The sequence below is a fragment of the Sphingopyxis sp. BE235 genome (assembly GCF_031457175.1).
GTDB lineage: Bacteria > Pseudomonadota > Alphaproteobacteria > Sphingomonadales > Sphingomonadaceae > Sphingopyxis.
The window spans coordinates 88,397-113,726 of the sequence record NZ_JAVDWC010000006.1 but is presented as its reverse complement, the minus strand read 5'-3'; the positions used below and the strand labels follow the sequence as shown (position 1 = coordinate 113,726).

22 protein-coding genes and 1 pseudogene are annotated in these 25,330 nt (G+C 65.6%); 15 read left to right on the top strand and 8 right to left on the bottom strand.

What is annotated here, in order from left to right; translation table 11 throughout:
• The first annotated feature begins 1 nt into the window (after position 1).
• The 5 genes from atpA (at position 2) to J2X38_RS20825 (ending at position 6,112) form a co-directional block, all read left to right on the top strand.
• Complete coding sequence (gene atpA / locus J2X38_RS20845) at positions 2-1,531, top strand: F0F1 ATP synthase subunit alpha (RefSeq protein WP_058537705.1); 1,530 nt, start codon at positions 2-4, stop codon at positions 1,529-1,531.
• 51 nt (positions 1,532-1,582) lie between these two features.
• Positions 1,583-2,458, top strand: a complete 876-nt coding sequence (locus J2X38_RS20840; RefSeq protein ID WP_310257118.1) for a F0F1 ATP synthase subunit gamma — start codon at positions 1,583-1,585, stop codon at positions 2,456-2,458.
• A gap of 57 nt (positions 2,459-2,515) precedes the next feature.
• A complete protein-coding gene (gene atpD / locus J2X38_RS20835) occupies positions 2,516-4,051 on the top strand; it encodes a F0F1 ATP synthase subunit beta (protein WP_310257116.1) in 1,536 nt (511 codons plus the stop codon).
• Between the two features lie 125 nt (positions 4,052-4,176).
• On the top strand, positions 4,177-4,434 hold the full coding sequence (locus J2X38_RS20830) for an ATP synthase F1 subunit epsilon (RefSeq protein WP_037513563.1): 258 nt from the start codon (positions 4,177-4,179) through the stop codon (positions 4,432-4,434).
• A gap of 187 nt (positions 4,435-4,621) precedes the next feature.
• Positions 4,622-6,112 carry a CpaF family protein gene (locus J2X38_RS20825; protein ID WP_058537703.1) on the top strand — a complete coding sequence of 497 codons (1,491 nt, stop codon included), beginning with the start codon at positions 4,622-4,624 and terminating at the stop codon, positions 6,110-6,112.
• Positions 6,113-6,193: 81 nt separating this feature from the next.
• Here the strand turns inward: J2X38_RS20825 and J2X38_RS20820 are convergent, their stop codons facing one another.
• Positions 6,194-6,382, bottom strand: coding sequence for a hypothetical protein (locus J2X38_RS20820; protein WP_248454961.1), 189 nt, complete (start codon positions 6,380-6,382; stop codon positions 6,194-6,196).
• A 52-nt stretch (positions 6,383-6,434) separates the two neighbouring features.
• Here J2X38_RS20820 and J2X38_RS20815 point away from each other — a divergent pair, with 52 nt between their 5' ends.
• Both J2X38_RS20815 and aat read left to right on the top strand, forming a co-directional pair.
• Positions 6,435-7,256 carry a methyltransferase domain-containing protein gene (locus tag J2X38_RS20815; RefSeq protein WP_310257110.1) on the top strand — a complete coding sequence of 274 codons (822 nt, stop codon included), beginning with the start codon at positions 6,435-6,437 and terminating at the stop codon, positions 7,254-7,256.
• On the top strand, positions 7,253-8,041 hold the full coding sequence (aat, locus tag J2X38_RS20810) for a leucyl/phenylalanyl-tRNA--protein transferase (RefSeq protein WP_310257393.1): 789 nt from the start codon (positions 7,253-7,255) through the stop codon (positions 8,039-8,041). The genes J2X38_RS20815 and aat overlap by 4 nt, the downstream gene beginning before the upstream one ends.
• 35 nt (positions 8,042-8,076) lie before the next feature.
• On the opposite strand, the pseudogene J2X38_RS20805 reads toward aat, so the two are convergent.
• The 4 genes and pseudogenes from J2X38_RS20805 to J2X38_RS20790 all read right to left on the bottom strand — a co-directional run.
• Positions 8,077-8,247: pseudogene (locus tag J2X38_RS20805) on the bottom strand (DUF2155 domain-containing protein); the annotation flags it as partial.
• Between the two features lie 242 nt (positions 8,248-8,489).
• Positions 8,490-8,876 (bottom strand): NADH:ubiquinone oxidoreductase subunit NDUFA12, encoded by a 387-nt coding sequence (locus tag J2X38_RS20800; protein WP_037513557.1) that lies wholly within the window; start codon positions 8,874-8,876, stop codon positions 8,490-8,492.
• A 60-nt stretch (positions 8,877-8,936) separates the two neighbouring features.
• Positions 8,937-9,398 (bottom strand): DUF192 domain-containing protein, encoded by a 462-nt coding sequence (locus J2X38_RS20795; RefSeq protein ID WP_058537700.1) that lies wholly within the window; start codon positions 9,396-9,398, stop codon positions 8,937-8,939.
• A 32-nt stretch (positions 9,399-9,430) separates the two neighbouring features.
• Positions 9,431-10,003 carry a RecX family transcriptional regulator gene (locus tag J2X38_RS20790; RefSeq protein WP_310257104.1) on the bottom strand — a complete coding sequence of 191 codons (573 nt, stop codon included), beginning with the start codon at positions 10,001-10,003 and terminating at the stop codon, positions 9,431-9,433.
• A gap of 179 nt (positions 10,004-10,182) precedes the next feature.
• On the opposite strand from J2X38_RS20790, the gene J2X38_RS20785 reads away from it, so the two are divergent.
• The 3 genes from J2X38_RS20785 to J2X38_RS20775 all read left to right on the top strand — a co-directional run bounded on the left by J2X38_RS20785 (position 10,183) and on the right by J2X38_RS20775 (position 15,262).
• Positions 10,183-11,934, top strand: a complete 1,752-nt coding sequence (locus J2X38_RS20785; RefSeq protein WP_310257101.1) for a fatty acyl-AMP ligase — start codon at positions 10,183-10,185, stop codon at positions 11,932-11,934.
• A 110-nt stretch (positions 11,935-12,044) separates the two neighbouring features.
• The gene (locus tag J2X38_RS20780; protein WP_058537697.1) at positions 12,045-14,399 is read left to right on the top strand and encodes a bifunctional diguanylate cyclase/phosphodiesterase; all 2,355 of its coding nucleotides are present in this window, start codon (positions 12,045-12,047) and stop codon (positions 14,397-14,399) included.
• Between the two features lie 320 nt (positions 14,400-14,719).
• Entirely contained in the window at positions 14,720-15,262 is a 543-nt protein-coding gene (locus J2X38_RS20775; RefSeq protein ID WP_310257097.1) for a CHAP domain-containing protein, read from the top strand.
• A gap of 89 nt (positions 15,263-15,351) precedes the next feature.
• Here J2X38_RS20775 and J2X38_RS20770 read toward each other — a convergent pair whose 3' ends face one another.
• Positions 15,352-15,618 carry a DUF3297 family protein gene (locus tag J2X38_RS20770; protein WP_310257095.1) on the bottom strand — a complete coding sequence of 89 codons (267 nt, stop codon included), beginning with the start codon at positions 15,616-15,618 and terminating at the stop codon, positions 15,352-15,354.
• Positions 15,619-15,699: 81 nt separating this feature from the next.
• Positions 15,700-18,033, bottom strand: a complete 2,334-nt coding sequence (locus J2X38_RS20765) for a TonB-dependent receptor domain-containing protein (RefSeq protein WP_310257094.1) — start codon at positions 18,031-18,033, stop codon at positions 15,700-15,702.
• 408 nt (positions 18,034-18,441) lie between these two features.
• Between J2X38_RS20765 and J2X38_RS20760 the strand changes: the two genes are divergently transcribed.
• Positions 18,442-19,380 carry a hypothetical protein gene (locus J2X38_RS20760; protein WP_310257091.1) on the top strand — a complete coding sequence of 313 codons (939 nt, stop codon included), beginning with the start codon at positions 18,442-18,444 and terminating at the stop codon, positions 19,378-19,380.
• Between the two features lie 11 nt (positions 19,381-19,391).
• Positions 19,392-21,026 (top strand): ShlB/FhaC/HecB family hemolysin secretion/activation protein, encoded by a 1,635-nt coding sequence (locus tag J2X38_RS20755; RefSeq protein ID WP_310257088.1) that lies wholly within the window; start codon positions 19,392-19,394, stop codon positions 21,024-21,026.
• Here the strand turns inward: J2X38_RS20755 and J2X38_RS20750 are convergent.
• On the bottom strand, positions 20,998-21,468 hold the full coding sequence (locus tag J2X38_RS20750; RefSeq protein WP_310257085.1) for a hemerythrin domain-containing protein: 471 nt from the start codon (positions 21,466-21,468) through the stop codon (positions 20,998-21,000). The two genes, J2X38_RS20755 and J2X38_RS20750, sit on opposite strands and share 29 nt — an antisense overlap.
• Positions 21,469-21,765: 297 nt before the next feature.
• Between J2X38_RS20750 and J2X38_RS20745 the strand changes: the two genes are divergently transcribed.
• From J2X38_RS20745 to J2X38_RS20735, 3 genes are read left to right on the top strand one after another with little or no spacing between them, the layout of a single operon-like run.
• On the top strand, positions 21,766-22,932 hold the full coding sequence (locus J2X38_RS20745; protein ID WP_310257082.1) for a PepSY domain-containing protein: 1,167 nt from the start codon (positions 21,766-21,768) through the stop codon (positions 22,930-22,932).
• Complete coding sequence (locus J2X38_RS20740; RefSeq protein WP_310257079.1) at positions 22,929-23,108, top strand: hypothetical protein; 180 nt, start codon at positions 22,929-22,931, stop codon at positions 23,106-23,108. The genes J2X38_RS20745 and J2X38_RS20740 overlap by 4 nt, the downstream gene beginning before the upstream one ends.
• A 44-nt stretch (positions 23,109-23,152) precedes the next feature.
• Entirely contained in the window at positions 23,153-25,321 is a 2,169-nt protein-coding gene (locus tag J2X38_RS20735) for a TonB-dependent receptor (RefSeq protein WP_310257077.1), read from the top strand.
• The last annotated feature ends 9 nt before the right edge of the window (positions 25,322-25,330 follow it).

Here is a 25,330-nt window from a genome sequence, read left to right as displayed (position 1 = left end):
CATGGAAATCCGCGCCGCTGAAATCAGCAAGGTCATCAAGGACCAGATCGCCAATTTCGGCACCGACGCAACGGTCAGCGAAATCGGCAAGGTTCTGTCGGTCGGCGACGGCATCGCCCGCGTCCACGGCCTCGACAACGTCCAGGCCGGCGAAATGGTCGAATTCGCCAATGGCGTGCAGGGCATGGCGCTCAACCTCGAAGCCGACAATGTCGGCATCGTGATCTTCGGCTCGGACGCCGAGATCAAGGAAGGCGACACCGTCAAGCGCACCGGCACGATCGTCGACGTCCCCGTCGGCAAGGGCCTGCTCGGCCGCGTCGTCGATGGCCTCGGCAACCCGATCGACGGCAAGGGCCCGATCAAGGCCGAGAAGCGCATGCGCGTCGAAGTGAAGGCGCCGGGCATCATCCCGCGTACCTCGGTTCACGAACCCGTCCAGACCGGCCTCAAGGCGCTCGACGCCCTCGTCCCCGTCGGCCGCGGCCAGCGCGAACTGATCATCGGCGACCGTCAGACCGGCAAGACCGCCGTCGCGATCGACACCTTCATCAACCAGAAGGAAGCCAACGCGGGCGATGACGAGAGCAAGAAGCTCTACTGCATCTATGTCGCGATCGGCCAGAAGCGCTCGACCGTGGCGCAGATCGTCCGCCAGCTCGAAGAAAATGGCGCGATGGAATATTCGATCGTCGTCGCCGCGACCGCGTCGGAGCCCGCTCCGCTGCAGTTCCTCGCACCCTACACCGGCTGCACGATGGGCGAATATTTCCGCGACAACGGCATGCACGCCGTGATCGTCTATGACGATCTGTCGAAGCAGGCCGTCGCTTACCGCCAGATGTCGCTGCTGCTGCGCCGCCCGCCGGGCCGCGAAGCTTACCCCGGCGACGTCTTCTATCTGCACAGCCGCCTGCTCGAGCGTTCGGCCAAGATGAACGCCGACAATGGTTCGGGCTCGCTCACCGCGCTGCCGATCATCGAAACGCAGGCGGGCGACGTTTCGGCGTACATCCCGACCAACGTGATTTCGATCACCGACGGCCAGATCTTCCTCGAAACCAACCTGTTCAACGCCGGTATCCGTCCCGCGATCAACGTGGGTCTGTCGGTGTCGCGCGTCGGCTCGGCCGCGCAGACCAAGGCGATGAAGAAGGTGTCGGGCTCGATCAAGCTCGAACTCGCGCAGTATCGCGAAATGGAAGCCTTCGCGCAGTTCGGTTCGGACCTCGACGCGTCGACGCAGAAGCTGCTCAACCGCGGCGCGCGCCTGACGCAGCTCTTGAAGCAGCCGCAGTTCCAGCCGATGCCGTTCGAAGAGCAGACCGCTTCGATCTTTGCCGGCACCAACGGCTATCTCGACAATGTCGCGACCACCGACGTCTCGCGTTACGAACAGGCGATGATCGCCTATCTGCGCAGCGACCACGCCGGCGTGCTCAAGACGATCCGCGACACCAAGGATCTTGGCGACGACGCCAAGAAGGGCCTGGTTGCCGCGCTCGAAGCGTTCGCCAAGATTTTCGCTTAAAGGTTTACGTCGTCCCGGCCCCGGCCGGGATGACGAAATATAGGGGCCTTCATGGCAAACCTGAAAGAACTCAAAGGGCGGATCAACTCGGTCAAATCGACCCAGAAGATCACCAAGGCCAAGAAAATGGTCGCGGCGGCCAAGCTGCGCAAGGCGCAGGCGGCTGCCGAAGCCGCGCGTCCTTACGCCGAGCGCCTCGAAGGCGTCGTCGCCAGTCTGGCGTCGAAGGTCGGCGGGTCGGACAGCGCGCCGAAGCTGCTCGCGGGTACGGGCAAGAGCGACACGCACCTGCTCGTCGTGCTCAACAGCGACCGCGGCCTCGCCGGCGCGTTCAACTCGAACATCGTCAAGGCGGCGCGCGACAAGGCGCTCGAACTGCAGGCGCAGGGCAAGAAAGTCCTTTTCTACCTGATCGGCCGCAAGGGCCGTCCGGTCATCGGACGCCTGTTCGCAGGGCAGATCACCGAGCTGTATGAGACGACCGGCATCCGCGACATCGGCTTCGACCAGGCGCACGAAGTCTCGGCGAAGGTCATGGAGATGTACGAAGCCGGCGTGTTCGACGTCGCGCATCTCTTCTATTCGAAGTTCCGTTCCGCGCTCCTCCAGGAAGCGACCGGCCAGCAGCTGATCCCCGTTCCCGCTCCGGCCGACGTTCCGGCGTCGAGCGGCGCCGCGGTCGAATATGAGCCCGACGAGGAAGCGATCCTCGCCGACCTGCTGCCGCGCAACATCACGATCCAGATCTTCAAGGGCATCCTTGAAAACGCCGCGTCCGAACAGGGTGCGTCGATGACCGCGATGGACAATGCGACGCGCAACGCGGGCGACCTGATCAACAAGCTGACCATCATCTACAACCGCACGCGTCAGGCGGCGATCACGACCGAACTCATCGAAATTATTGCTGGCGCGGAAGCGCTGTAGCTCCGCGAAGAACTGGGCGCCGAAGCGCTCTAATCGATCAACCCAAGGAAGAAGACCATGGCTACCGCACCCGCTGAAAAGAAGGCACCCGCCAAGAAGGCCGCCGCGCCCAAGGCTGCTGCGCCGAAGAAGGCCGCCGCCCCCAAGGCCGCGAGCACCGGAACCGCCACGGGCCGCATCGCACAGGTCATCGGCGCCGTCGTCGACGTCCAGTTCACCGGCCAGCTCCCCGCGATTCTGAACGCGCTCGAAACCGACAACAACGGCAACCGCCTTGTCCTCGAAGTCGCGCAGCACCTCGGCGAGAACACCGTCCGCACCATCGCGATGGACGCGACCGACGGCCTGACCCGCGGCCAGCCCGTCACCGACACCGGCGCGCAGATCTCGGTCCCCGTCGGCCCGCAGACGCTCGGCCGCATCCTCAACGTCATCGGCGAGCCGATCGACGAACAGGGCCCGGTGAACGCCGTCAGCCGCGCGCCGATCCACGCCAAGGCTCCCGAATTCGTCGACCAGTCGACCGAAAGCAGCATCCTCGTCACCGGCATCAAGGTCATCGACCTGATCGCGCCTTACGCAAAGGGCGGCAAGATCGGCCTGTTCGGCGGCGCGGGCGTCGGCAAGACGGTGCTCATCCAGGAACTGATCAACAACATCGCCAAGGGCCATGGTGGTACGTCGGTGTTCGCGGGCGTCGGTGAACGCACCCGCGAAGGCAACGATCTGTATCACGAATTCCTCGACGCCGGCGTTATCGCCAAGGACAAGGACGGCAATCCGACCCCCGAGGGCTCGAAGGTTGCGCTGGTGTTCGGCCAGATGAACGAACCCCCGGGCGCCCGTGCCCGCGTCGCGCTCTCGGGCCTGACGATCGCCGAATATTTCCGCGACCAGGAAGGCCAGGACGTGCTCTTCTTCGTCGACAACATCTTCCGCTTCACGCAGGCGGGTTCGGAAGTGTCGGCACTGCTCGGCCGTATTCCGTCGGCCGTGGGCTACCAGCCGACGCTGTCGACCGACATGGGCGCGCTGCAGGAACGCATCACGTCGACGAACAAGGGCTCGATCACCTCGGTGCAGGCCATCTACGTTCCCGCAGATGACCTTACCGACCCTGCCCCGGCAACCTCGTTCGCCCACCTGGACGCGACGACGACGCTCAACCGCGCGATTTCGGAACTCGGCATCTATCCGGCGGTCGATCCGCTCGATTCGACCAGCCGCGTGCTGACCGCCGCGATCGTCGGCCAGGAGCATTATGAAACCGCCCGCCGCGTTCAGGAAACGCTGCAGAAGTACAAGTCGCTTCAGGACATCATCGCGATTCTCGGCATGGACGAGCTTTCGGAAGAAGATAAGCTGGTCGTCGCCCGCGCGCGCAAGATCCAGCGCTTCCTGTCGCAGCCGTTCCACGTCGCCGAAGTCTTCACCAACATCCCCGGCAAGTTCGTGGCGATCGAAGACACGGTGAAGTCGTTCAAGGCGGTGGTCGACGGCGAATATGACCATCTGCCCGAAGCGGCCTTCTACATGGTCGGCGGCATCGACGAAGCGGTCGCCAAGGCCGCGAAGCTCGCCGAAGACGCGTAATTCGGTTCCCCTCCCGCTTGCGGGAGGGGTTAGGGGAGGGCCTGTCGGGGGACAGACCTTCACCTGCTACGAAACAGACCCTCCCCCGACCCCTCCCGCAAGCGGGAGGGGGGAGATTTGAAGACATGGCTCTGAAGTTCGAACTCGTCACCCCCGCCCGCCTCGAGCGGACCGCCGACGTCCATATGGTCACCGTGCCGGGGACCGAGGGCGATTTCTCGGTGCTCGAAGGCCACGCGCCGTTCATGGCGACGCTGCGCAACGGCCCGCTGACCATCTATGCGACCGCGGGCGCCGCGCCCGAGGTGATCGAGGTCGAAGGCGGCTTTGCCGAGGTTAACGAAGCGGGCCTCACCGTTCTGGCCGAGCATATCGCAAGCTGATCGCTTCCGCCGTCCACGGCGATCAAAAGCCCGCATCCGTCACGGATGCGGGCTTTTTTTATGCCCGCGTCGCTTGTCCCCGCCGCATTAGGACAATGTCAAAGTTTCCGGTTTATTCACCGTGTCGGATGGGGGTTCGTCTGCGCTGGCAGCGAAGCTCCCGATGATATGGAAGCAGGAAAAACCGATGAGTGCATTCGGACGCCGACCCGGAACCGCTGGCCGCCCCGCCTTTGGCGTGGCCAAGCCGATGCAGACTGGTCCCGGCGTGCCGGGCGGAACCCAGTTCCCCGCGATCGACACCCCGGTCGACATCCCGCAGATGCCGTCGAACCTGACGCCCGAAGAAGAGGCGATGGAGCGGCTGAACCAGCGCTCGACCGCCGAGGCGATGGAGCCCGAAAAGGCGCAAGGCTTTGAAGCGAGCGTCCACAAGATCAAGGAACAGGTGCTGCCGCGCCTGCTCGAACGCGTCGATCCCGAGGCGGCGGCGACGCTCAACAAGGATGAGCTGACCGAGGAATTCCGCCCGATCATCCTCGAAGTGCTCGCTGAGCTCCGCATCACCCTGAACCGCCGCGAACAGTTCGCGCTCGAAAAGGTGCTCGTCGACGAACTGCTCGGCTTCGGCCCGCTCGAAGAATTGCTCGCCGACCCCGACATTTCGGACATCATGGTCAACGGCCCGTACCAGACCTATATCGAACGCAAGGGCCAGCTGGTCATCGCGCCGATCCAGTTCCGCGACGAACAGCATCTGTTCCAGATCGCGCAGCGCATCTGCAATCTCGTCGGCCGCCGCGTCGACCAGACCACACCGCTCGCCGACGCCCGACTCAAGGACGGCAGCCGCGTCAACGTCATCGTCCCGCCGCTCTCCTTGCGCGGTACAGCGATCTCGATTCGTAAATTCTCGGCCAAGCCGATCACGCTCGACATGCTCTGCCAATGGGGCGCGATGAGCCAGAAGATGTGCACCGCGCTGAAGATCGCGGGCGCGAGCCGCTTCAACATCGTTATCTCGGGCGGTACGGGTTCGGGCAAGACGACGATGCTCAATGCTTTGTCGAAGATGATCGACCCCGGCGAACGCGTGCTGACCATCGAGGACGCCGCCGAACTTCGCCTGCAACAGCCGCACTGGCTGCCGCTCGAAACGCGCCCCGCGAACCTCGAGGGCAATGGCGCGATCCACATGGGTGACCTCGTCAAGAACGCGCTGCGTATGCGTCCCGACCGCATCATCATGGGCGAAGTCCGCGGCGCAGAATGCTTCGACCTCCTCGCCGCGATGAACACGGGTCACGACGGGTCGATGTGTACGCTCCACAGCAACAGCCCGCGCGAATGCCTCGGCCGTATGGAGAATATGGTGCTGATGGGCGACATCAAGATCCCGAAGGAAGCGATCTCGAAGCAGATCGCCGACTCGGTCGACCTGATCGTCCAGATCAAGCGCCTGCGCGACGGCTCGCGCCGCGTCACCAACGTCACCGAGGTGATCGGCATGGAAGGCGACGTCATCGTCACGCAGGAACTCTTCAAGTTCGAATATCTCGACGAGGACAAGGACGGCAAGATCGTCGGCGAATATCGCGCGATGGGCCTGCGCCCCTATACGCTCGAAAAAGCCCGCCAATACGGCTTCGACCAGCCCTATCTCGAGGCGTGCCTGTAATATTCGTCGCCCCCGTTGAGGCGGGGGCCGCTATCGATCTTGCGCTACACTCCAGCGGCCCCCGCCTTCGCGGGGGCGACGTTATTTTCCGGCCAGCCAGAACGCCGTCGCGAATAAAGCGACGGCGGCCGACGCCAGCGCGATCCCGCGCCAGGGCATGAAACCGACCTGTTCGACGTCGCGGCGGTTGTTGCGGCGCCAGCTCGCGACCTCGGCCACGCCGAACAAGATCGCGGCGCCGATCCCCACTGACAGCATGGACACTTGCATTGCCGCGCATCCCTTCGCAAACAGGGCCTTCCCCTGGAGAGAGGTGCCCCATATGCGTTCCCTATTATTGCTTGCAAGTGCCGCCGCCCTGATCGCCGTTCCCGCGACCGCGATGCAGCATGACGCCCACGCCGCGCACAAGGCACAGGACGCGATCGCCGCCGCCGTCGCCGCGCCCACGCGCACCGCGACGAACACGCCGCGCGACAAATATCGCCACCCCGCCGAAACGCTCGCCTTCTTTGGCGTCAAGCCCGGCGACACCGTAGTCGAGCTGTGGCCCGGCGGCGGCTGGTATACCGAAATCCTCGCCCCGCTGACCAAATCGGGCGGCGGTACGCTGTATGTCGCGGCGCCGTGGGAACGCGGCCTCAATCGCGTGAAAACCAAGCAGACCGAGAATGCCGAGGTCTATGGCGCGGTAAAGCTCGCCGAATTCCCCCATGCGGGCACGAACCCGAAGGTGCCCGACGGCAGCGCCGACGTCGTGCTGACCTTCCGCAACGTCCACAACTGGCGCTTCGACGGCACCGACAACACCGCGAACGCGTTCAGGCAGATTTTCGCGATGCTCAAACCCGGCGGCACGCTCGGCGTCGTCGAGCACCGCCTCAACGAAAATGACGACAGCGCGAAGGAGGAAAAGTCGGGCTATATGAAGAAGAGTTCGATCGTCGCCTTTGCCGAAGCCGCGGGCTTCAAGCTGGCGGGCGAGAGCGAGATCAACGCCAATCCCAAGGATAGCAAGGATTATCCCAAGGGCGTCTGGACGCTGCCCCCGAACCTGACCGAGGGCGAGACCGACCGCGCAAAATATGTCGCGATCGGCGAATCGGATCGCATGACGCTGAAATTCGTGAAGCCCGCGTCCTGAAGCATTTCGAGTCCATAGACCCGGCGCTGCTTTTGAGCGCCTATGCGCAGGGCATTTTTCCGATGGCCGACGGGGCGGACGACCCGTCGGTCCATTGGGTCGAACCGCGGCTGCGCGCGATCCTGCCGCTGGAGGGATTTCACCTCTCGCACAGCCTGAAAAAAATCATCGTGTCGGACCGCTTTCGCGTCACGACCGATACCGCCTTTGCCGACATGGTCGCGCTCTGCGCCGCGCCCGCCGACGACCGGCCGACGACGTGGATCAATCCGGTGATCCGGGCGAGCTACGACCGCCTGTTCCAGCTCGGCCATGCGCACAGCGTCGAATGCTGGTTGGACGGCGAGCTTGCGGGCGGGCTCTACGGCGTGACGCTCGGCCGCGCTTTCTTCGGCGAATCGATGGTCAGCCGCGCGCGCGACGCGTCGAAGGTCGCGCTGGCGCACCTCGTCGCGCGGCTACGCGCCGGCGGCTGGAAATTGCTCGATTGCCAATTCATCACCCCGCACCTCGCCAGCCTCGGCGCGATCGAAATCCGCCAGGCCGACTATCTTGCGCGGCTCTATTCGGTGTTGGCGGGGGGCGACGGGACGGCCTTGGGCGCCGGAGCCGGAACGACCGGCGGCGCGACGAGCGTTGCCGTCCCCTCGCCGCCGTTCGTCGCGGGCGACTGGGGCGCCCTCGATGCCTTGGGCCCCGCGGCGGCGCCCGATTTCGGTGCCGAACGCGCGACGGGTTCGCCGCCCGGATATGTCATTGCGCAGCTTTTGACGAAGACGTCATAGATCGGGTGCTGGATGACGTTGCGGTCAGGCCGCTCGCGGAAAATCCAGCCCGAAAAGACGCGATACCATTTGTCGTCGCGCTGATCCTGCACCGTCAGCTGGACGAAGGCGCCCGTCTCGGGCGGATCCTCCCACGGCGCGGTCATCTCGCATGCGCGCAGCCGGACGATCGCGCGGCCGACGCGCGCCGTTTCGCCGGGCTTCATTTCGAGCTCGCGGACGAGCCCGTTACGCTTGTTGAGCAGGCCGACGACGGCGACGCGGTCCGCCATCGGGGTTGCGCCTTCGATGCCGCCGACTTCCTGCGGCACGCGTTCGGATTTCGCGATCTGCGGCGCCTTGTCGCTGCCGCCCGCCTTGGTCGCCGGGTTCCGGTCGCAGGCGCCGAGCGACAGCGCGGCGAGCATGGCCAGCCCGGCGGTCGCGGTCAGCCTGGGCACCGCAGCGCTCACTCGGCGCCGGGCCGCCAGGCCTCATAATCGCCCGTCGCGGCGGCGCGCTGGCCGCCGCGTTCGAGCGCGCCGGCGGGGCGATAGGCGCCCGTGCTGCCGGTCAGGTTCGGGGTCGCTTCCTTCTCCCATGCGCGCGGCGCGGGAAGGGCATCGGTCGGCAGCTCGTCGAAGGTGCCGTGCAGCCAGCCGTGCCATTCGGGCGGCACGCGGCTCGCGTCGTTCGATCCATTGTACAGCACCCAGCGGCGGCCGCCCTTTTTCGCACGGAAATAGCGGTTGCCGAGGCTGTCCTCGCCCACCTTCGTGCCGGTGCTCCAGCTGTTCAGCAACGTGCCGACGGTCGCACCGTCCCACCAGGTGAAAATCTTGCCCAAGATGCTCATGGCGTGGCGTTTACAGGCAAGGCGGCGCGGTCTGCAAGCCGCAAACCACGCGGACGGGCGCTATTTTCCATCTTTCCACGTGATCTTGGCGGTCTCGTCGATGCCAAGCTTCGCCGCCGTACCGCCCGCGAGTTCGAGCACCGCCGAAACCTCGCCGCCGCTGACCACCGGTTCGAGCGATTCGGGGATCGTATTTTCGGCGATGCGATCGATGCTGCCGTCGGCGCGGATGAAGATCATATCGAGCGGAATCAGCGTGTTCTTCATCCAGAAGCTGCCGATTCGCGGCTTCTTGAACGGGAAGATCATGCCGCCGCCCTCGGGCAGGCTGGTGCGGAACATCAGCCCGCGATCCTGTTCCTCGTCGGTGCGCGCAACCTCGACGTTGAAGACATGTGCCTTGCCCGCCGCGGCGATCGTCACCGGGATCGTCGCAACGCTCGCTTCCTCGCTTGCATCGCTACTGCACGCCGCCATCGGCAGCGCGAGCGACAGGGCAAGGGCGGTAAAAATGGCGCGCATCGGCAAATCCTTATCCCGTGATGTCGCCGGACCTAATCGAGCATCGCTTCATCGTCCAGCACCGCCAGCGCCGCCTCGTCCCCCGGGGGAACGGCGAGGATGCGGCGCGCGATCGTCATGCTGTGCCCCGCGCGCAAAAAGGCGGCGATTTGCCGTTCGCGCTGCTTCGGATCGTCGCTCGCGCGTACGGCAAAGGGCCCGAACCGCCGGCGCCGCGCGAATCCGACCGCCGCGGCCACCGCGGCGCCCTCCGCCGTCTCGATCGCCTCGCCGCTGTCTTCCTCCGCGATTCCGTCGACGTACAGCTGCGCCTTGACCCGCCGCACGCCGAGCCCGCGCCGCGTCATCGCGCCCGCACGCATTACGGCATATTGCCGGTCGTCGAGATAGTGCAAACGCTCCATCCGGTCGGCCACCGCCTCGCACGCCGTCATGGCGTCGACATTGTCTATCCATTCGGATTCGCGGACTTTTCGCGACAAATAGCGTGTCAGTTTTGCCCGGCTCGTCGCGAATCGCGCGACATAGGCGAGCGCCAGTTCGTCAAGCTTCGCGGCGCCAAGCGGCCTTTTCGATCGGTCGGAGTGAGCGCGATGCTTGGGCATATGCCATGTTTGTGCCACAGTCGGGCCTGATTGAGAACGATCAACACCGCCATATCGGGCCATAACGCCCGGAAATGGGCGATTGTTCTAACAACACAGGGCTCGCGCACGGTACTATGGCTTCAAAAGATGACATGCTTGTTGCCGCGCGGCCCGTTTCACGGGATGTCGCACCCCCTATGACTCAGATCATCGAAACGCAGGCCGACGCGCTGACGTCGACCCCGACGCTCTGTGCGCAACCGCGCCGCTTTTCGGACTTCGCCACCATCGGCGAGGCGCTCGATTATGCCGCGAACGGTACGCGCGGGCTCAATTTCCACGATCCGCGCGGAAAGCTCGTGCGCCCCTATCCGTACAGCGAGCTCAAGGCCGACGCGCTTCGGGCCGCCTATCGGCTGATCGCCGCGGGGGTGAAGCCCGGCGACCGAATCGCGCTGATCGCCGAAACCGGCCCCGAATTCGCCGCGCTGTTCTTCGGCACGATCTACGCCGGCGCCTGGCCGGTGCCGCTGCCACTGCCGACCAGCTTCGGCGGGCGCGACAGCTATGTCGGCCAGCTCGTCGTGCAGCTTTCCAGCTGCGATCCCACGATGCTCTTCTTCCCGCCCGAAATCGCCGCGATGGCGGTCGAAGCCGCCGAGAAAGAAGGCGTGAAGCCCGTCGACTGGAGCGCGTTCGAACAGAGTCCGGCACCGGTGGCCGCGCTTCCCGAGCAGAAGTCGGACGAGACCTGCTATCTGCAATACAGCAGCGGCTCGACGCGCTTCCCGCACGGCGTCGCCGTCACCCATGCCGCGTTGCTCAACAACCTCGCCGCGCACAGCCACGGCATGGAAGTGCGCGACAGCGACCGCTGTATCTCGTGGCTGCCCTGGTATCACGACATGGGCCTCGTCGGCTGCCTGCTCTCGCCCGTCGCGAACCAGGTCTCGGTCGATTATCTCAAGACCGAGGATTTCGCCCGCCGCCCGCTCGCCTGGCTCGATCTGATCAGCCGCAACGAAGGCACGACGCTCAGCTATTCGCCGACCTTCGGTTACGACATCTGCGCGCGCCGCGTGTCGAGCCAGACGCACGTCGCCGACCGCTTCGACCTATCGCGCTGGCGCGTCGCGGGCAATGGCGCCGACATGATCCGGCCCGACGTGATGCAAAGCTTCGTCGATGCCTTTGCCGACGCGGGTTTCAAGGCGAGTGCCTTCCTGCCGAGCTACGGCCTTGCCGAAGCGACGCTCGCGGTCAGCATCATGCCGCCGGGCGAAGGCATCGTCGTCGAACTGGTCGAGGAAACCGAGCTGTCGGGCGCCGCGAATGATTCGGGCCGGCCGACGCGTTACCGCGCGATCGTCAACTGCGGCCGCGCCGCGCGCGACATGGTGATCGAGGTCCGCGACGAAGCGGGGAACCCGCTGCCCGACCAGACCGTCGGCAAAGTGTGGTGCACCGGCCCGTCGCTGATGACCGGCTATTTCCGCGATCCCGAATCGACCGCCGCCTGCATGAAGGACGGCTGGCTCGACACCGGCGATATGGGTTATTTGTCAGACGGTTACATCTATATTGTCGGCCGCGCCAAGGACATGATCATCATCAACGGCAAGAATCACTGGCCGCAGGATATCGAGTGGGCGGTCGAACAATTGCCGGGCTTCAAATCGGGCGACATCGCCGCCTTTGCGATCACCGCGCCCGGCGGCGAGGAAACCCCCGCGGTGCTCGTCCAGTGCCGCACCAGCGACGAGGCTGAGCGCCTCGCGCTGCGCGAGACGATTCGCGATCGCGTCCGCGCGATCACGGGCATGAACTGCCTGATCGAACTGATCCCGCCGCGCACGCTGCCGCGCACGAGTTCGGGCAAGCTCAGCCGCTCGAAGGCGCGCGCGCAATATCTGGCCGGGGAAATCCAGCCTTTCGCGATGGCGGCCTGATCAACCCGCTGAACGGCCACGTTTTTCCTGTCCCGACAAGGGACAGAAAACCGTGCTTTGGCGCGCGCTTGGTTACCTTCGGGTAATACCCGCGCGCTAAACCTGCGGGCGTGAAAAGCCTGCTGACCGATCCGATTGCTGCCGAAGTCATTCCTGCGCGGACCCTTTTGGGGCTGGGGCCGCGCGATCAGGACATCGGCAACCTCCGCCAGCTCCAGCTTGCGCCGCTTCGCGGCCGCGGATCGCTGCGCCTCGTGATGGGCATGGGCATGGCGCTCGTTGCGGCTTTCACCATGATCCTCAGCGTGCCGTTGCCGGTCGCCGCCGGCTGGCTGGGCGGCGCGTTGGTCTTCGGCCTCTGGTCGTACAGCAAATTCCGCAACCTCCCGCTCGGCGACCCCAAGCTGTCTGGGGTGGCCGAATATCGGCTGTGCGTGCGGCACGCGCTCTATTCGGCGGTTCTTTGGGGGTCGCCCTTCTGGTTGCAGGGGCTGACGCCGGCGCTCGACCATGTCCTTTCGATGTGGACGATCGCGGTGCTGATGATGGTCACGCTCTCGATCGTCGCGCACAGCGTCCCGCTGGCCTGCGTGCTGTTTATCGGGCCCGTCACCCTGTCGGCGGCCGCCGCGCTGGTGCGCGCCGGCGCCCCCCAGCTGGCCGGCGTGGCGATCGCCGCCGGGCTGCTCCTTTGCGCCTTCTGCGTCCGTTTTGCGCAAAGCCATATCCGCTTTCGCCGCGCCGAAGAGACGCTGCACGAAAAGACCGAAACGGTGAGTTTGCTGCTGCGCGAATTCGAGGAAACCTCGGCCGACTGGCTGTGGCAGACCGACAACAGCCGCCGCCTCGTTCATGTCTCGCCGCGCCTCGCCTATGCGCTCGGCGGCACCGCGGAGACGCTCGAGAACATCCCACTGTTGCAGGCGCTTTCGGGCGATGCCTGGGAAACCGGCCTGTTCCCCAAAAGCCTCCACGACATGGCCGAACGGATGAAACGGCGCGAGAGCTTTTCGAATCTGATCGTGCCGGTCACGATCGGCGGCATGCCGCGCTGGTGGGAATTGTCCGCGTCGCCGCGCCTCGACGAAGCCGGCAAGTTCCTCGGCTTCCGCGGCGTCGGATCGGACGTCACCGAAAAGCGCGCGACCGCCGAACAGATCGCCAAGATGGCGCGCTTCGACAATCTGACCGGCCTGCCCAATCGCCTGAGCCTCAACGAAGACCTGGCGCGCGCGCTGGCGCATGCGCTCGAGGCCAAGTCGCGCTGCGCGCTGCTGATGATCGACCTCGACCGGTTCAAGGCGGTCAACGATACGCTGGGCCACCCCGTCGGCGACAAATTGCTCGCGCAGGTCGCGGCACGGCTGAAGGGCCTGATGGAGCGCGGGATGACCTGCGGCCGGCTCGGCGGCGACGAATTCGCCGTCGTGCTCCACAATGTCGCCTCGGCCGACAGCGCCGAGGATCTCGCGCAGCGGATCATCACGACGATCAGCCGTCCCTATGTGGTCGACAATCACCAGCTGTTCGTCGGCGCCAGCGTCGGCTTCGCGATCGGGCCGACCGATGGCGCGACGGTCGAAACGCTGACCCGCAACGCCGACCTTGCGCTCTACAAGTCCAAGGACAAGGGCGGCAATGTCGTCGCCGCCTATGTCGCATCGTTGCACGCGCAGGCCGAGGAACGGCGCGTGATGGAGCAGGAGTTGCGCGGCGCGCTCGAACGCGGCGAATTCGAGCTTTATTACCAGCCGGTAGTGACCGCCGCCGACGGCACATTGAACGGCTTCGAGGCGCTGATCCGCTGGCACAACCAGAAGCTCGGCAATGTGTCGCCGGGCCGCTTCATCCCGCTCGCCGAGGATGCGCGGCTGATCTCGCCGATCGGCGAATGGGTGCTGCGCACCGCGTGCCGCGAAGCGATGAAATGGCCGTCGAACCTGAAGGTCGCGGTCAACGTCTCGGCCGACCAGCTCACCGACCCGAGCTTCGCCTCGGTCGTCGTCTCGGCGCTCGCGCAAAGCGGGCTTTCGCCGCAGCGGCTCGAAATCGAAGTCACCGAAAGCGTCTTCCTGCGCGACGGCGGCGGCGCGGCGCAGCTGCTCGACCAGCTCATCGGGCTCGGCATCCGCCTGTCGCTCGACGATTTCGGTACCGGTTATTCGTCGCTCGGTTACCTGCGCAAGACGCAATTCTCGACGATCAAGGTCGACCGCAGCTTCGTCGTCGGGGCGGCGAAGGGCAGCATCGAATCGATCGCGATCATCCGCGCCGTCGTCGCGCTCGCCGATAGCCTCGGCATGTCGACGACCGCCGAGGGAGCAGAAACCGAGCTCGAGGTCGAAACGCTCCGCGGCTTCGGCTGCAGCAATATCCAAGGCTATTATTACGGGCGCCCGATGCCCGCGAGCGACGTGCTGACGCTGTTCCGCGCCCCCGACGATGTGGCGACCGTCGCCGCCTGACAAACCCAAATCGTCGCCCCCGCGCAGGCGGGGGCCGATGTAGTTTTAGACCGCAACATCGGATCAAGGCCGATGACGGCCCCCGCCTACGCGGGGACGACGGATTCGATTTGGTCGATAAACCGAAATGCCCGCACGACGAATTGAACAGCTTAACAAAAGGTTCCCCCATCCACCGCAGCGATGGCGCGACTCGTCGCTAGACGGGTGGTGGTCCGCGCGCACCGTGGCAAAGACGCTCCAACGCTTGAAGACAAGCCATCGGGGGGTCGCTTTCCATGTTCATTCGTCGTTACCTGGCAGCCGCCATGGCGTCTGTGATGATGATCACCGGCCTGCTCGTCAGCGCGCCCGCCGCGGCACGCGACTATCTGCAGTGCGTCCCCTTTGCCCGCGCCGAATCGGGCGTCGAAATCCGCGGCAACGCCAAGACCTGGTGGGCGCAGGCCGCCGGCACCTATCAGCGCGGCGAAGAGCCCCGCCAGGGCGCCGTGATGGCCTTCGCCGGCACCGGCGGCATGCCGCTCGGCCATGTTGCCGTCGTCAAGAAGATCGTCAGCGACCGTGAAATCCTGATCGACCATGCCAACTGGTCGCCGATCAACGGCCGCCGCGGCCAGATCGAACGCAACGTCCGCGTTGTCGACGTCAGCTCGGATGGCGACTGGAGCATGGTTCGCGTGTGGTACGCGCCGATCGGCGACCTCGGCCTGCGCGCCAATCCGGTGCAGGGCTTCATCTACGCCAACGGCGAAGCGGGCGCACCGAACAAGGCTCCCAGCTTCAAGGCGCCCGTCTGGGCCCAGAACGACTGGAAACCCGGCAACGGCCTCGAATTCGTCGCCGCCTCGCTCGGCCAGTAAGCCCGAACGACATTCGGCAAGCGCATCGCGCACAAAGAAAGCCCCGGATCGCTCCGGGGCTTTTCTTTATGCGCTGTAACGCTGCGTGTTTAGGCTTCGTCGCCTTCGCCGCTGGCGGCGGTGTCTTCGAACCAGGCTTCGACCTCGCCCGACAGCTTGATCGTCATCGCCTGGCCAAAGCGGTCCTTCGACTTGCCCGCAGCGACACGGATCCAGCCTTCGGAGATCGAATATTCCTCAACGTCGGTGCGCTCCTTGCCCTTGAAGCGGATTCCGATGCCGCGCTGCAGCACTTCCATGTCGAAATGGGGCGAGCGCGGATTGGTCGACATGCGGTCGGGGGGCGTATCGGTCATGACTATATTTCCCAAAAAATGATGGCGCGGCCCTAGCTGGACCGCGCCATCATCGTCAATCGTTGAGAAGCGACGTCGGGTCTAGAACCCGGCCTTCAACGTCACAAAGAACTGCTGCGGCGCGCCCGTCAGCAAGGTCTGACTATCACCGCGGTTGGCGAAGCCGTTGGTGCCGATCGTCGACACATATTCCTTGTCGAACAGGTTCGTCGCATTGGCCTGGATCGAGATGCGGTCGTTGAGGCGATAGCCGATGCTGGCGTCGACGATCACGAACCCGCCGACTTCGGCGTCATTCTCGTAGGAATAATAGCGCTTCGACGTGTAGTTGGCGCCGACGCGCGCGAAGAAATCGCCATTGTCCCAGGTGATTTCGCCCTTGGCGAGATGCCTCGGCGAATTGACCACCGTCTTGCCCGCGGTCGCCGCGACCACCCCGCCCGCCGCATTGACGACATCGTCCTGATATTCGGAGTCGTTATACGCATAGGAAGCGAAGAGCGAGAGTTCGGGGGTGACGCGGAACGTGCCCGCCGCCTCGACGCCCCACGAACGGACGTCGCCGACGTTGCTCAGGATCGCCGGATTACCCTGAATGCCCGACCCGTTGGCGAACGCGATGATGCGATCCTTGAAGTCGACATAATAGCCCGCGATCACGCCCTGAAAGCGGGGCGATTTGGTGCGGAAACCGAGTTCGTAGGTGGTCGAGGTTTCGGGTTTGAGGTCGAGCGCGTCGAAACCCGCCTGCGTCGTGGCGAAGGGACCGCCGGTCGCCGACGATTCGAAGGCGCGGATATTTTCGGTGTAGCTCGCGAACAGCTCGTTATCGTCGTTGAGGCGATAGAGCAGCCCCGCCTGCGGCAGGAACCAGTCCTTCGCCTCGGTCTTCCCCGACGCGAGCCCGCCGCGCACGATCGGCGTCGCAAGGTTGGTGACGCGCAGCCCCTTCCAGCCCGCATTGATCTGGAAGCTGCCGAGGTCGAGCGTGTCCTGGACATGATATTGCAGCGTCTGGGTGTTGAAATCGAACTCCCACTGCGTCGCGAGCGGGTCCTTCGGGAATTTCAGGCTGCCGCGGCTCGGCGCGCCGGTCGTATTGGCAAGGCCATAGAAACGCCGCGCCTGATTGAAGGCGTTGTCCTCGTACCACATGCCGATTTCGAACTTGTTGGCGCCGACCTCGAACAGGCTGGAGGTAACGATGCCATAGCGTTCGATGTCATATTCGGTGGTGCGGATCGTCATCGGCGCGCCGCCGGGGGTCGTGACATAGGGCGTGAACCACAGCCCGCGGCCCTTGTTGCCATGGTAATAGCCCATCGCCTTCAGCGTCCAGTATTCGCCGAGCGGCGCCTCGACGCCGACGCCGGCCAGCCAGTCCTTGCGCAGTCCTGAAGCGTCATAATAGGCGTCGTCAACCGTCGCGACCGGCGCCGGGAATGCCTCGCCGGCCCCGGCATAGGGCGCGACATAGGGCGTTCCGAGCGGCAGGCTGCCATTGGCGACGCCGGCGTTATAGGCCGCGCGCGCGACCTGATTCTGATAGATTTTGGCGACCTGGACCGCCGTGTCCCAATCCTTGGCAAAATTGTCCCACTGATAACCGAGGCGGCCGATCATGTCGGCGGAGAGGTCCTGATAGTCGTTCTCGCGGCGGTTCGAATAGTTGACGAAGCCGAAGAACTGGCCCTCGCCGACGGGCTGGACGATGCGCGCATTGACCTGGTCCTGGCGCTGGACGCCATTGCCCTTCCACTTGTCGGCATCAGCCCAAGCATAGCTCAGCGACAGGCGCGGGCCACCGGGCGCGATCTCGCCGCTGTCGATGCGCGCGAAGATACGCTTGGTCTCGTCGCTGCCATAGGTGCCCGACACGTCGACGCCGAGTTCTTCGGCCGGTTCGCGCGAGAAAAATTCGATCGTGCCGCCAAGGTTGCTCGTCGACGCCGCCGCGAGCGAGCCCGCGCCCTGCGCGACTTCGACGCGGCCGACATTCTCGCTGATGATCGCGCGGCTGATGTGCAGGCCGTTGTGGTTGCCGTAATTCATGTCGCCGAGCGGGACGCCGTCGAGCGTGAAGCCGAGCTGGTTCTGGCTGAAACCGCGGATCGAGATGCGTGCCGACCATTCATAGGCGCCGAACGGGTCGGCGGCCTGGAAATTGACCCCGGGCAGCTTGTCGATGGCCTTGAGCGGGCTGATCCCCGACACTTCGAGCGCGATGTCGGCGGCGCCCAGTTCCTGCACCTGACGCGCCTGCCCCTGCCCGAGCACGACGATCTCTTCGACATCGGCGCTATCGGCCGCTTCGGCCGCGGCGTCTTCGGCAAAGGCCGGCGTCGCGGCCAGCACGGCGAGCGCAGCGATCGAGGCGGCCCCGGCGCGCAGGCGGCTCCTGAACTGAGTGGTCATCGATGGATCCCCTTTTCCCGGTCGCGAAATGGCGCCGGGGTCGCGGGGGCATAGGCGGGCGATATTGCTGCGCTGCGGCGAAGGCGTGACAACGCGATGACGGAAAGAAGAAGGATAAGCGGCAATCGCGCCGACCTTGCGACGGGAACTTTTTACATAAATCAATTTGCGAAAATCATGTGCCTAGATGGATCAGATATTGACGACGCCAAGTTAGCTTGAAGAACGAACTACAGAAAAATTCTAGTTAACACCTTGCCACTCGTTGCAAGGAAACGCGCAGTATTTCCTAATTTACTAGTTTATATGTTCGGTTAATAACAATTAATTTCAACAACAAAGGGAACTTTGGAGTTCGTTTGGGAATATGGGGTCCAGGGACCAGATCATGTACGAAGGGGATATCTCATGCCTTTCTTCCGTCTTGAACTCCGCCCGGCCCATCTCATTCTCATCCCGGCGTGCTTCGCGCTCGCGGCCTGCGAATCGTCGGGCAGTTACCGCGTCGGCAGCGTCGGCAGCGGCGGGGCAACCGGCACCGTCGGCCCGGCGGGCGCGCCCGGTCCGGCCGGGGCAACCGGCGCGACCGGTCCCGCGGGCCCGGCGGGTAGCGGCCTCGGCCTTGGCAGCGCGGGGGCGCTCGCGGTTGGCGGTCTCGTCGGCCCCGGCGGCGTCGCGGGTACGGGCCTGCTCGCCAACACCGGCGATCCCGCCAGCACCAATCCGGTGATCGGCGGCGTGCTCGTCAAGACGGGCGGGCTCGTCAATGTCATCGCCGACAAGGGACTGCTGCTCGCCAGCGCGGTCGACGGCAAGGTACCGGGCAACAGCAACCTCGTCGGCACCGTCGTCGGCGTCGTCAAAAGCACCGGGGTCGCGCTCGTCCAGACCGGCAATGGCCAGCAATATCTGGTCGACGGCCTCGCCGCCGCCCCCGGCCAGCTGATCACCGCGACGATCGGCAAGGCCACCGCGATCGGCAGCCCCACCGCCTCGCCGCTGATCGGCGCGAGCATCCTCTCGCCCGGCCAGCAGAACGGCAGCCTGCTGACCGTCGGCGTCGGTTCGGGCGGCCAGCTCGTCACGCTCCAGCCCGGAACCGGCGGCAATCTGCTCGGCGGCGCCACCGGCGGCCTGACGGGCAGCACGCCCGGCGGCAGCCCCGTCGGATCGCCCGTCACGCTGGTCAGCAACGTCGTCGCCACGGCGACCGGCGCGCTCGGACAAGTGGGCGGCGGCGCGACGGACGGCGGCACGGCGGTCGATCCCGTCACCGGCCTCGTCACCGGGGTCACCGGTACCGTCGGGGGCGTCCTCGGCGGTCTGAAACCGAAGCGCGGCAACTGAAGCCGCACCCTATGCGCCCATTGCGCAACGCCTGCGCCGCGGCGGTGGCGGGAGCCTGGCTCCTCCCCGCCGCGGCGCTCGCGGCCCAGCCCGCGGCGACGCCGCTCGACGGCCGCCCGCCCCTCGCGCCCGACCGCAGCCGCGACCCGCTTCCCGATCCCGAGGCCAAACCGCTCACGCTCGGCAAGGTCGAACTCGGCGCGCGGCCCGACATCACCATCCGCGAAATTCGCTTCCTTGGTGCGGGGGTGCCAGCGAATGTCGGCCGCGCCGCGCAGCTCTTCGTCGGCAAGCGCGCATCGGCGGACAATCTCGCGAAGCTCGCCGCGGCGATGACGCGCGCCTATAATCGCTCGAGTGTCGCGCTCTTCACGCTCGTCATCCCCGAGCAGGATCTGTCGGGCGGCGTCGTCACCGTCGCCTCGGCCGAGGGCTATATCGGCTCGGTGACGCTGAGCGGCGAGCGCGAGAGCGGCCCCGCGCCGCTCGTCGGCAGGATGGCCCGGAACCTCACCGGCCAGCGCCCGCTGCCGCGCGCGCGCTTCGAGCGCGCGCTCGGCAATATCGCCGACATTCCGGGCCTTACCGTCACCCCGTCGCTCGCGCTCGGCGGCGAGCAGGGCGCGGTCGCGCTCGACCTCGCAATCGACGCGAAGAAACCGACGATTGGCCTCGGCTTCACGACGCGCACCAGCCAGTTCGTGAACGACGGCATCGTCGAGGCGAACGCACGCGGCACCAGCCTGCTGCGCAGCGGCGACGAAACGCGGCTCACCGGCGCCGCGGCGGTCAATCTCAAATCCTTGCTCTATATGGCAGCGAGCCATTCGACCCCGATCGGCGCCGGCGGTACGCGCGCCGAACTATCGGCCGCGGCGCTCCGCACGCGCCCCAAGGGGCTCGCGATCGACGGCGAGGCGTGGAGCGCGGGGCTGGGGGTTACCCATCCGCTGATCCGCGCGACGCGCCGCAATTTGGTCGCCGCGGCACGGATCGACTATCTCGATTCGAAAAACGCGCTGTTCGGCTCGACGATCGCCGCCGAGAAGACCTGGACGGCGAGCGGCAGCCTCGCCTTTCGCCTCAGCGAAGAGCGCACCGTCGTCGGCGCGCGCCTCGGCGGTGCCAAGGGTCTCGATTTCGCGGGCGCGCGCGTCGATCCCGGCGTCGGCGAGGCCGGCTTCCTCTATGCCGACGCCAGCATCGAGGCGAATCAGGCGATCGGCAAAGCGCTCGTCGTCCGCGCCGCCGCAACGGGGCGCTGGACGCGCGACCGCCTGCCCGCGGCGCAGCGCTTCAGCGTCGGCGGCGCGACTTTCGGCCGCGCGTTCGACGACGGGCTGGTCAATGGCGACCGCGGCTATGCCACCTTCGGCGAACTCGCGCTGCGCCCGCTGCGCGGCGGCAAGCTGGCGAAGAGCGAAATCTACAGCTTCGTCGATTATGCCGACGTCACCCTGCTCGCGCGCACCGCGATCCCCAGAACCAATTTCCGGCTCGGCAGCTGGGGCGGCGGCGTGCGTCTTTCCTATTCGGAAAATGCGACGATCGGCCTCGAACTCGCCGATGCCTGGAACCAGCCGGTGCCCGGCTATGATCAGGACTGGCGCGTCGCGCTCAGCTGGAAATTGTCGCTTCGTCCGTGATCGCCGGGCCGAGCGCCGCGGCCGCGACATAAAGCTTGTCGGCAAGCGGATAGAGCTCGCGTTCCTCGCGTTCGACCCGCATCGCCAGCACGTCGAAGATCGCTGCCGTCTCTCGGCCGAATTCCGCCCATTTGGCCTCGACCCTTTTGGGGTCCCATTTGTCGTCATAGGCGACATATTCTGCCGCCAGATCGCCCATTTCCAATTCGAATTCGTTCGTGATGCGCATCAGGTCGGGGTCGCCGGTCGCCCGCAGGCGCGGATAGAGGATCCAGTCCTCGCATTTCAGGTGGCGCACCAGCATCTCGCGAAGCCGTCCGCGCGCTGCCGCCAGCTCGGTCAGCTGCGGCGGGCCGGGAGTATTGGTCAGTTCGGTCACGATCCGCGCCAGCGCGATCAGCGCCGTATGCTCGGCGCGCAGTCGCTCTATTTCGTGGCTCAAAGGCATAGCTGCTCCAAGCGATACGAGCGGGTCCCTCGGGCGTCATCTTGAGGGCACCGCAATCCGAAAGCAAATTGATATTTGATGGGTTCGAAACGCGCGAAGGGTTCGCACCACAATGCAGCCTCTTCGTACATCTCCCCGGCCCCGGGGCGACCAACGGCCGTCATCGGCTGGCCCGATCTATGGTATAGCCGGCCCGAACGATGGGGTTCCAGCCGCAAAGGCGGTTGTCAATTGCGGGGTCAGGCCATAGGGCGCTATTGATTTTCCTTCGCAATAGCAGCAGCCCCTGTCATGCAACGATCGACCATCCGGACATGGTTCCTGATCCACAAATGGACGAGCATCGTCTGCACCGGCTTTTTGCTGATGCTGTGCGTCACCGGGCTGCCGCTGATCTTTCACGATGAAATCGACGCGCTGACCGAGGACATGCCGAACTATGGCATGCCCGGCGTCGGGTCGTCGGGCGAGGCCCCCGGCCTCAAACCGCTCGACGAAATGCTCGCAAAGGCGCTCGCCGCGCGGCCGGGCGAGGTGCCCGTCTTCATGGCGTTCGATAACGAGCAGCCGTCGATGACGATCACCACCGCACCGCGCGCCGATTCCCCGGCGGAGGACATGACGATCCAGATCCTCGACCGCTCGACCGGCGCGGCCACCGCGACCGTCGACGAAAGCGGCGTGATGCATTTCCTGCTCCAGCTTCACACCGACATGTTCCTCGGGCTGCCCGGCATGCTCTTCCTCGGGCTGATGGGGCTGCTCTTCGTGATCGCGATCGTCTCGGGCGTCGTCCTCTACGCGCCCTTCATGAAAAAGCTCGACTTCGGCACCTTGCGCACCTCGCGCAGCCGCCGCGTCAAATGGCTCGACTATCACAATCTGCTCGGCATCGTCGCGCTCGCGTGGATGACCGTCGTCGGCGCGACCGGGGTGATCAACGCGCTCGCCACCCCGATCTTCGAATATTGGCAGCGGACCGAGCTGGCCGAGATGACGAAGACCTACGCCGGCAAGGGCGCGGTGCCCCCCGAAAATTATGGCTCGATCGACAAGGCGATGGCCGCGGCGCGCAAGGAGATTCCCGGCAACAATCCGCAGTTCATCGCCTTCCCGGGCGGCGCGTTCAGCAGCAAGCATCATTATGCCGTCTTTTTCCAGGGCGACACGCCGCTCACCGAACGCCTGCTCACCGCGGCGCTGATCGATGCCGAGACGGGCGACTTCACCGACGCGCGCCCGATGCCCTGGTACGCCAAGGCGCTCGCGCTGTCGCAGCCGCTGCATTTCGGCGACTATGGCGCGCTGCCGCTCAAATTGCTCTGGGCGGTCCTGACCGTCTTCACGATGATCATACTCGGATCGGGCCTCTATCTCTGGCTCGGCAAGCGCCGCTTCGGAACCGACGCGCTCGTCCGCGAGGTCGAGAGCGGCGGCACATTGCAGCCCGCCGAATGAAGAAGAGCCAAGGCCTCCGCGCGATCTTCGCCGTCCCGCTGCTGCTCGCGACCGTCAGCATCGTCGGGCTCGTCGTCGCGCTGACCGGCGACGGATGGCGCGATGCGATGTCGTGGGCCGCGCTCGCCATACCCGTATTTGCCGTCGGCTGGGCCATGCGCGCCCGCCAAACCTGACCAATTTCCGCGCGGGACAGGGCCGCGCACGTAGGGGAATAAACATGACCAGATCGACCTTCCGCACCGCGCTGGAGCTGACCGCCGCCGCCGCCGTGATCGCCATTGCGACGCCCGCGATGGCGCAGGATGATGCCGGCGCCGACGAGATCCTCGTCACCGCGCAGCGCAACAACCAGACCAAGGTCACCAGCGGCGGCAATGTCGGCGTCTTCGGCACCAAGGCGGCCGAGGACATTCCGTTCAACATCCGCAGCTATAACGAAGCGCTGATCCTCAACCAGCAGCCCGATTCGCTCGGCGAAGTGCTGGAGAATGATCCCACCGTCCGCACCGCGCTCGGCTTCGGCATCGCGGGCGAAGTCTTCGTCATCCGCGGCTTCGACCTGTCGTCCGACGACGTCGGCTTCGACGGCCTCTATGGTATCACCCCGCGCCAGATCGTCGCGCCCGAACTCGTCTCCTCGGTGCAGGTCATCAACGGCGCCAGCGCCTTCCTCAACGGCGCCGCCCCGGGTGGCAGCGGCATCGGCGGCAGCGTCAACCTGCTCCCCAAAAAGGCCGAGCGCGACGTGATCCGCGCGACGCTCGGCTATACCTCTGCCGCGCACCTCTCGGGCGCCGTCGACGTCGCGCGCCGCTTCGGCGCGAACGGCGAGTGGGGGCTGCGCATCAACGGATCGGCGCGCCGCGGCGACATCGCGATCGATGACGAATTCCACTCGAGCTACGTCCTCGGCGCCACGCTCGATTACAACAATGGCCCGCTGCGCGCTGCATTGAACCTCAACTACCAGCGGCTGAACCAGACATACTGGCGCGGCCAGGTCGGCATCGGCGGGGTGATCCCGCGCGTTCCGCACGCCGACACCAATTATTCGCAGCCGTGGAGCCAGATCCTGACCAAGGATTATTTCGGCACCTTCAGCCTCGAATATGACCTGTCCGACGCCGCGATGCTCTATGCCAAGGTCGGCGCGCGCGACGGGCGCGAGGATCAGACCACCGCGGGCATCACTCTCAACGATCCGGTCACCGGCGCCGCGACGGGCAGCGGCTCGTACGTGCCGCGCGAAGACAATAATGAATCGGCGACCGCCGGCATCCGCATCAAGCTCGAAGGCGGCGGCATGAGCCACGAGATCAACGCCGGCGCCGCGGTGAGCTGGCAGGTCAACCGCAACGCCTTCGACTTTGGGGCCGCCTATCCCGCCAATCTCTATGACCCGGTCATCGTGCCCGCGCCGACGCCGGGCGGTTTCGTCGGCGGCGACCTCGACAATGTGTTCCCGATCGGCCGAAACCGCGTGGCGAGCGTCTTCTTCTCGGACACGCTCGGGTTGCTCGACGACCGCATCCTGATCACCGGCGGCCTGCGCCTGCAGGAGATCAAGACGACCTCCTATTCCTATACCGACGGCGCCCGCACGGGCGGCTACAAGGAATCGGCGGCGACCCCGGTTCTCGGCCTCGTCGTCAAGCCGGCCCCCGGGCTTTCGCTCTACGGCAACCGCATCGAGGGTCTGGTGGCAGGCTCCGTCGCGCCGCTCACGATCGATGACGGCAACGGCAACGCCATCCCCGTCGTCAACCGCGGCGCGGTGCTGCCGCCGGTCAAGTCGACGCAATATGAAGTCGGCGGCAAGCTCAACTTCGGCCGCTTCAACGCGGGTCTCGCGCTGTTCCAGATCGACAAGCCCAACAGCTTCGTCGACCCCGACACGCTGGTCTATGGCAATTACGGCACCCAGCGGAACCGCGGTGTCGAGATCACGCTCGACGGCGAGCCGGTCGACGGCCTCCGCATCATCTCGGGCCTGACCTTCAACGACGCCAAGCTGCGCCGGACCGAGGGCGGCGTGAACGAAGGCAAGGACGCGGTCGGCGTGCCCGAAGTGCTCGCCAACGCGAATGTCGAATGGGATCTTCCCTTCCTGCCCGCGCTGACGCTCGTCGGCCGCGTCGTCTACACCGGCAAGCAGGCCGTGGACTCGGCCAACACGCTCGAACTCGATAGCTGGACGCGCTTCGACCTTGGCGCGCGCTATGTCGCGCTGGTCGGCGACACCCCGCTGACGCTGCGCTTCAACGTCGATAATGTCGCGGACAAGCGCTATTGGGCCACAGCCTATAACGCGTTCAGCGCTTTCGGCTCGCGGCTGCTCCAGGGCGGCCCGCGCACCTTCAAGGCATCGGCCTCGATCGAATTCTGAACGGTCTTC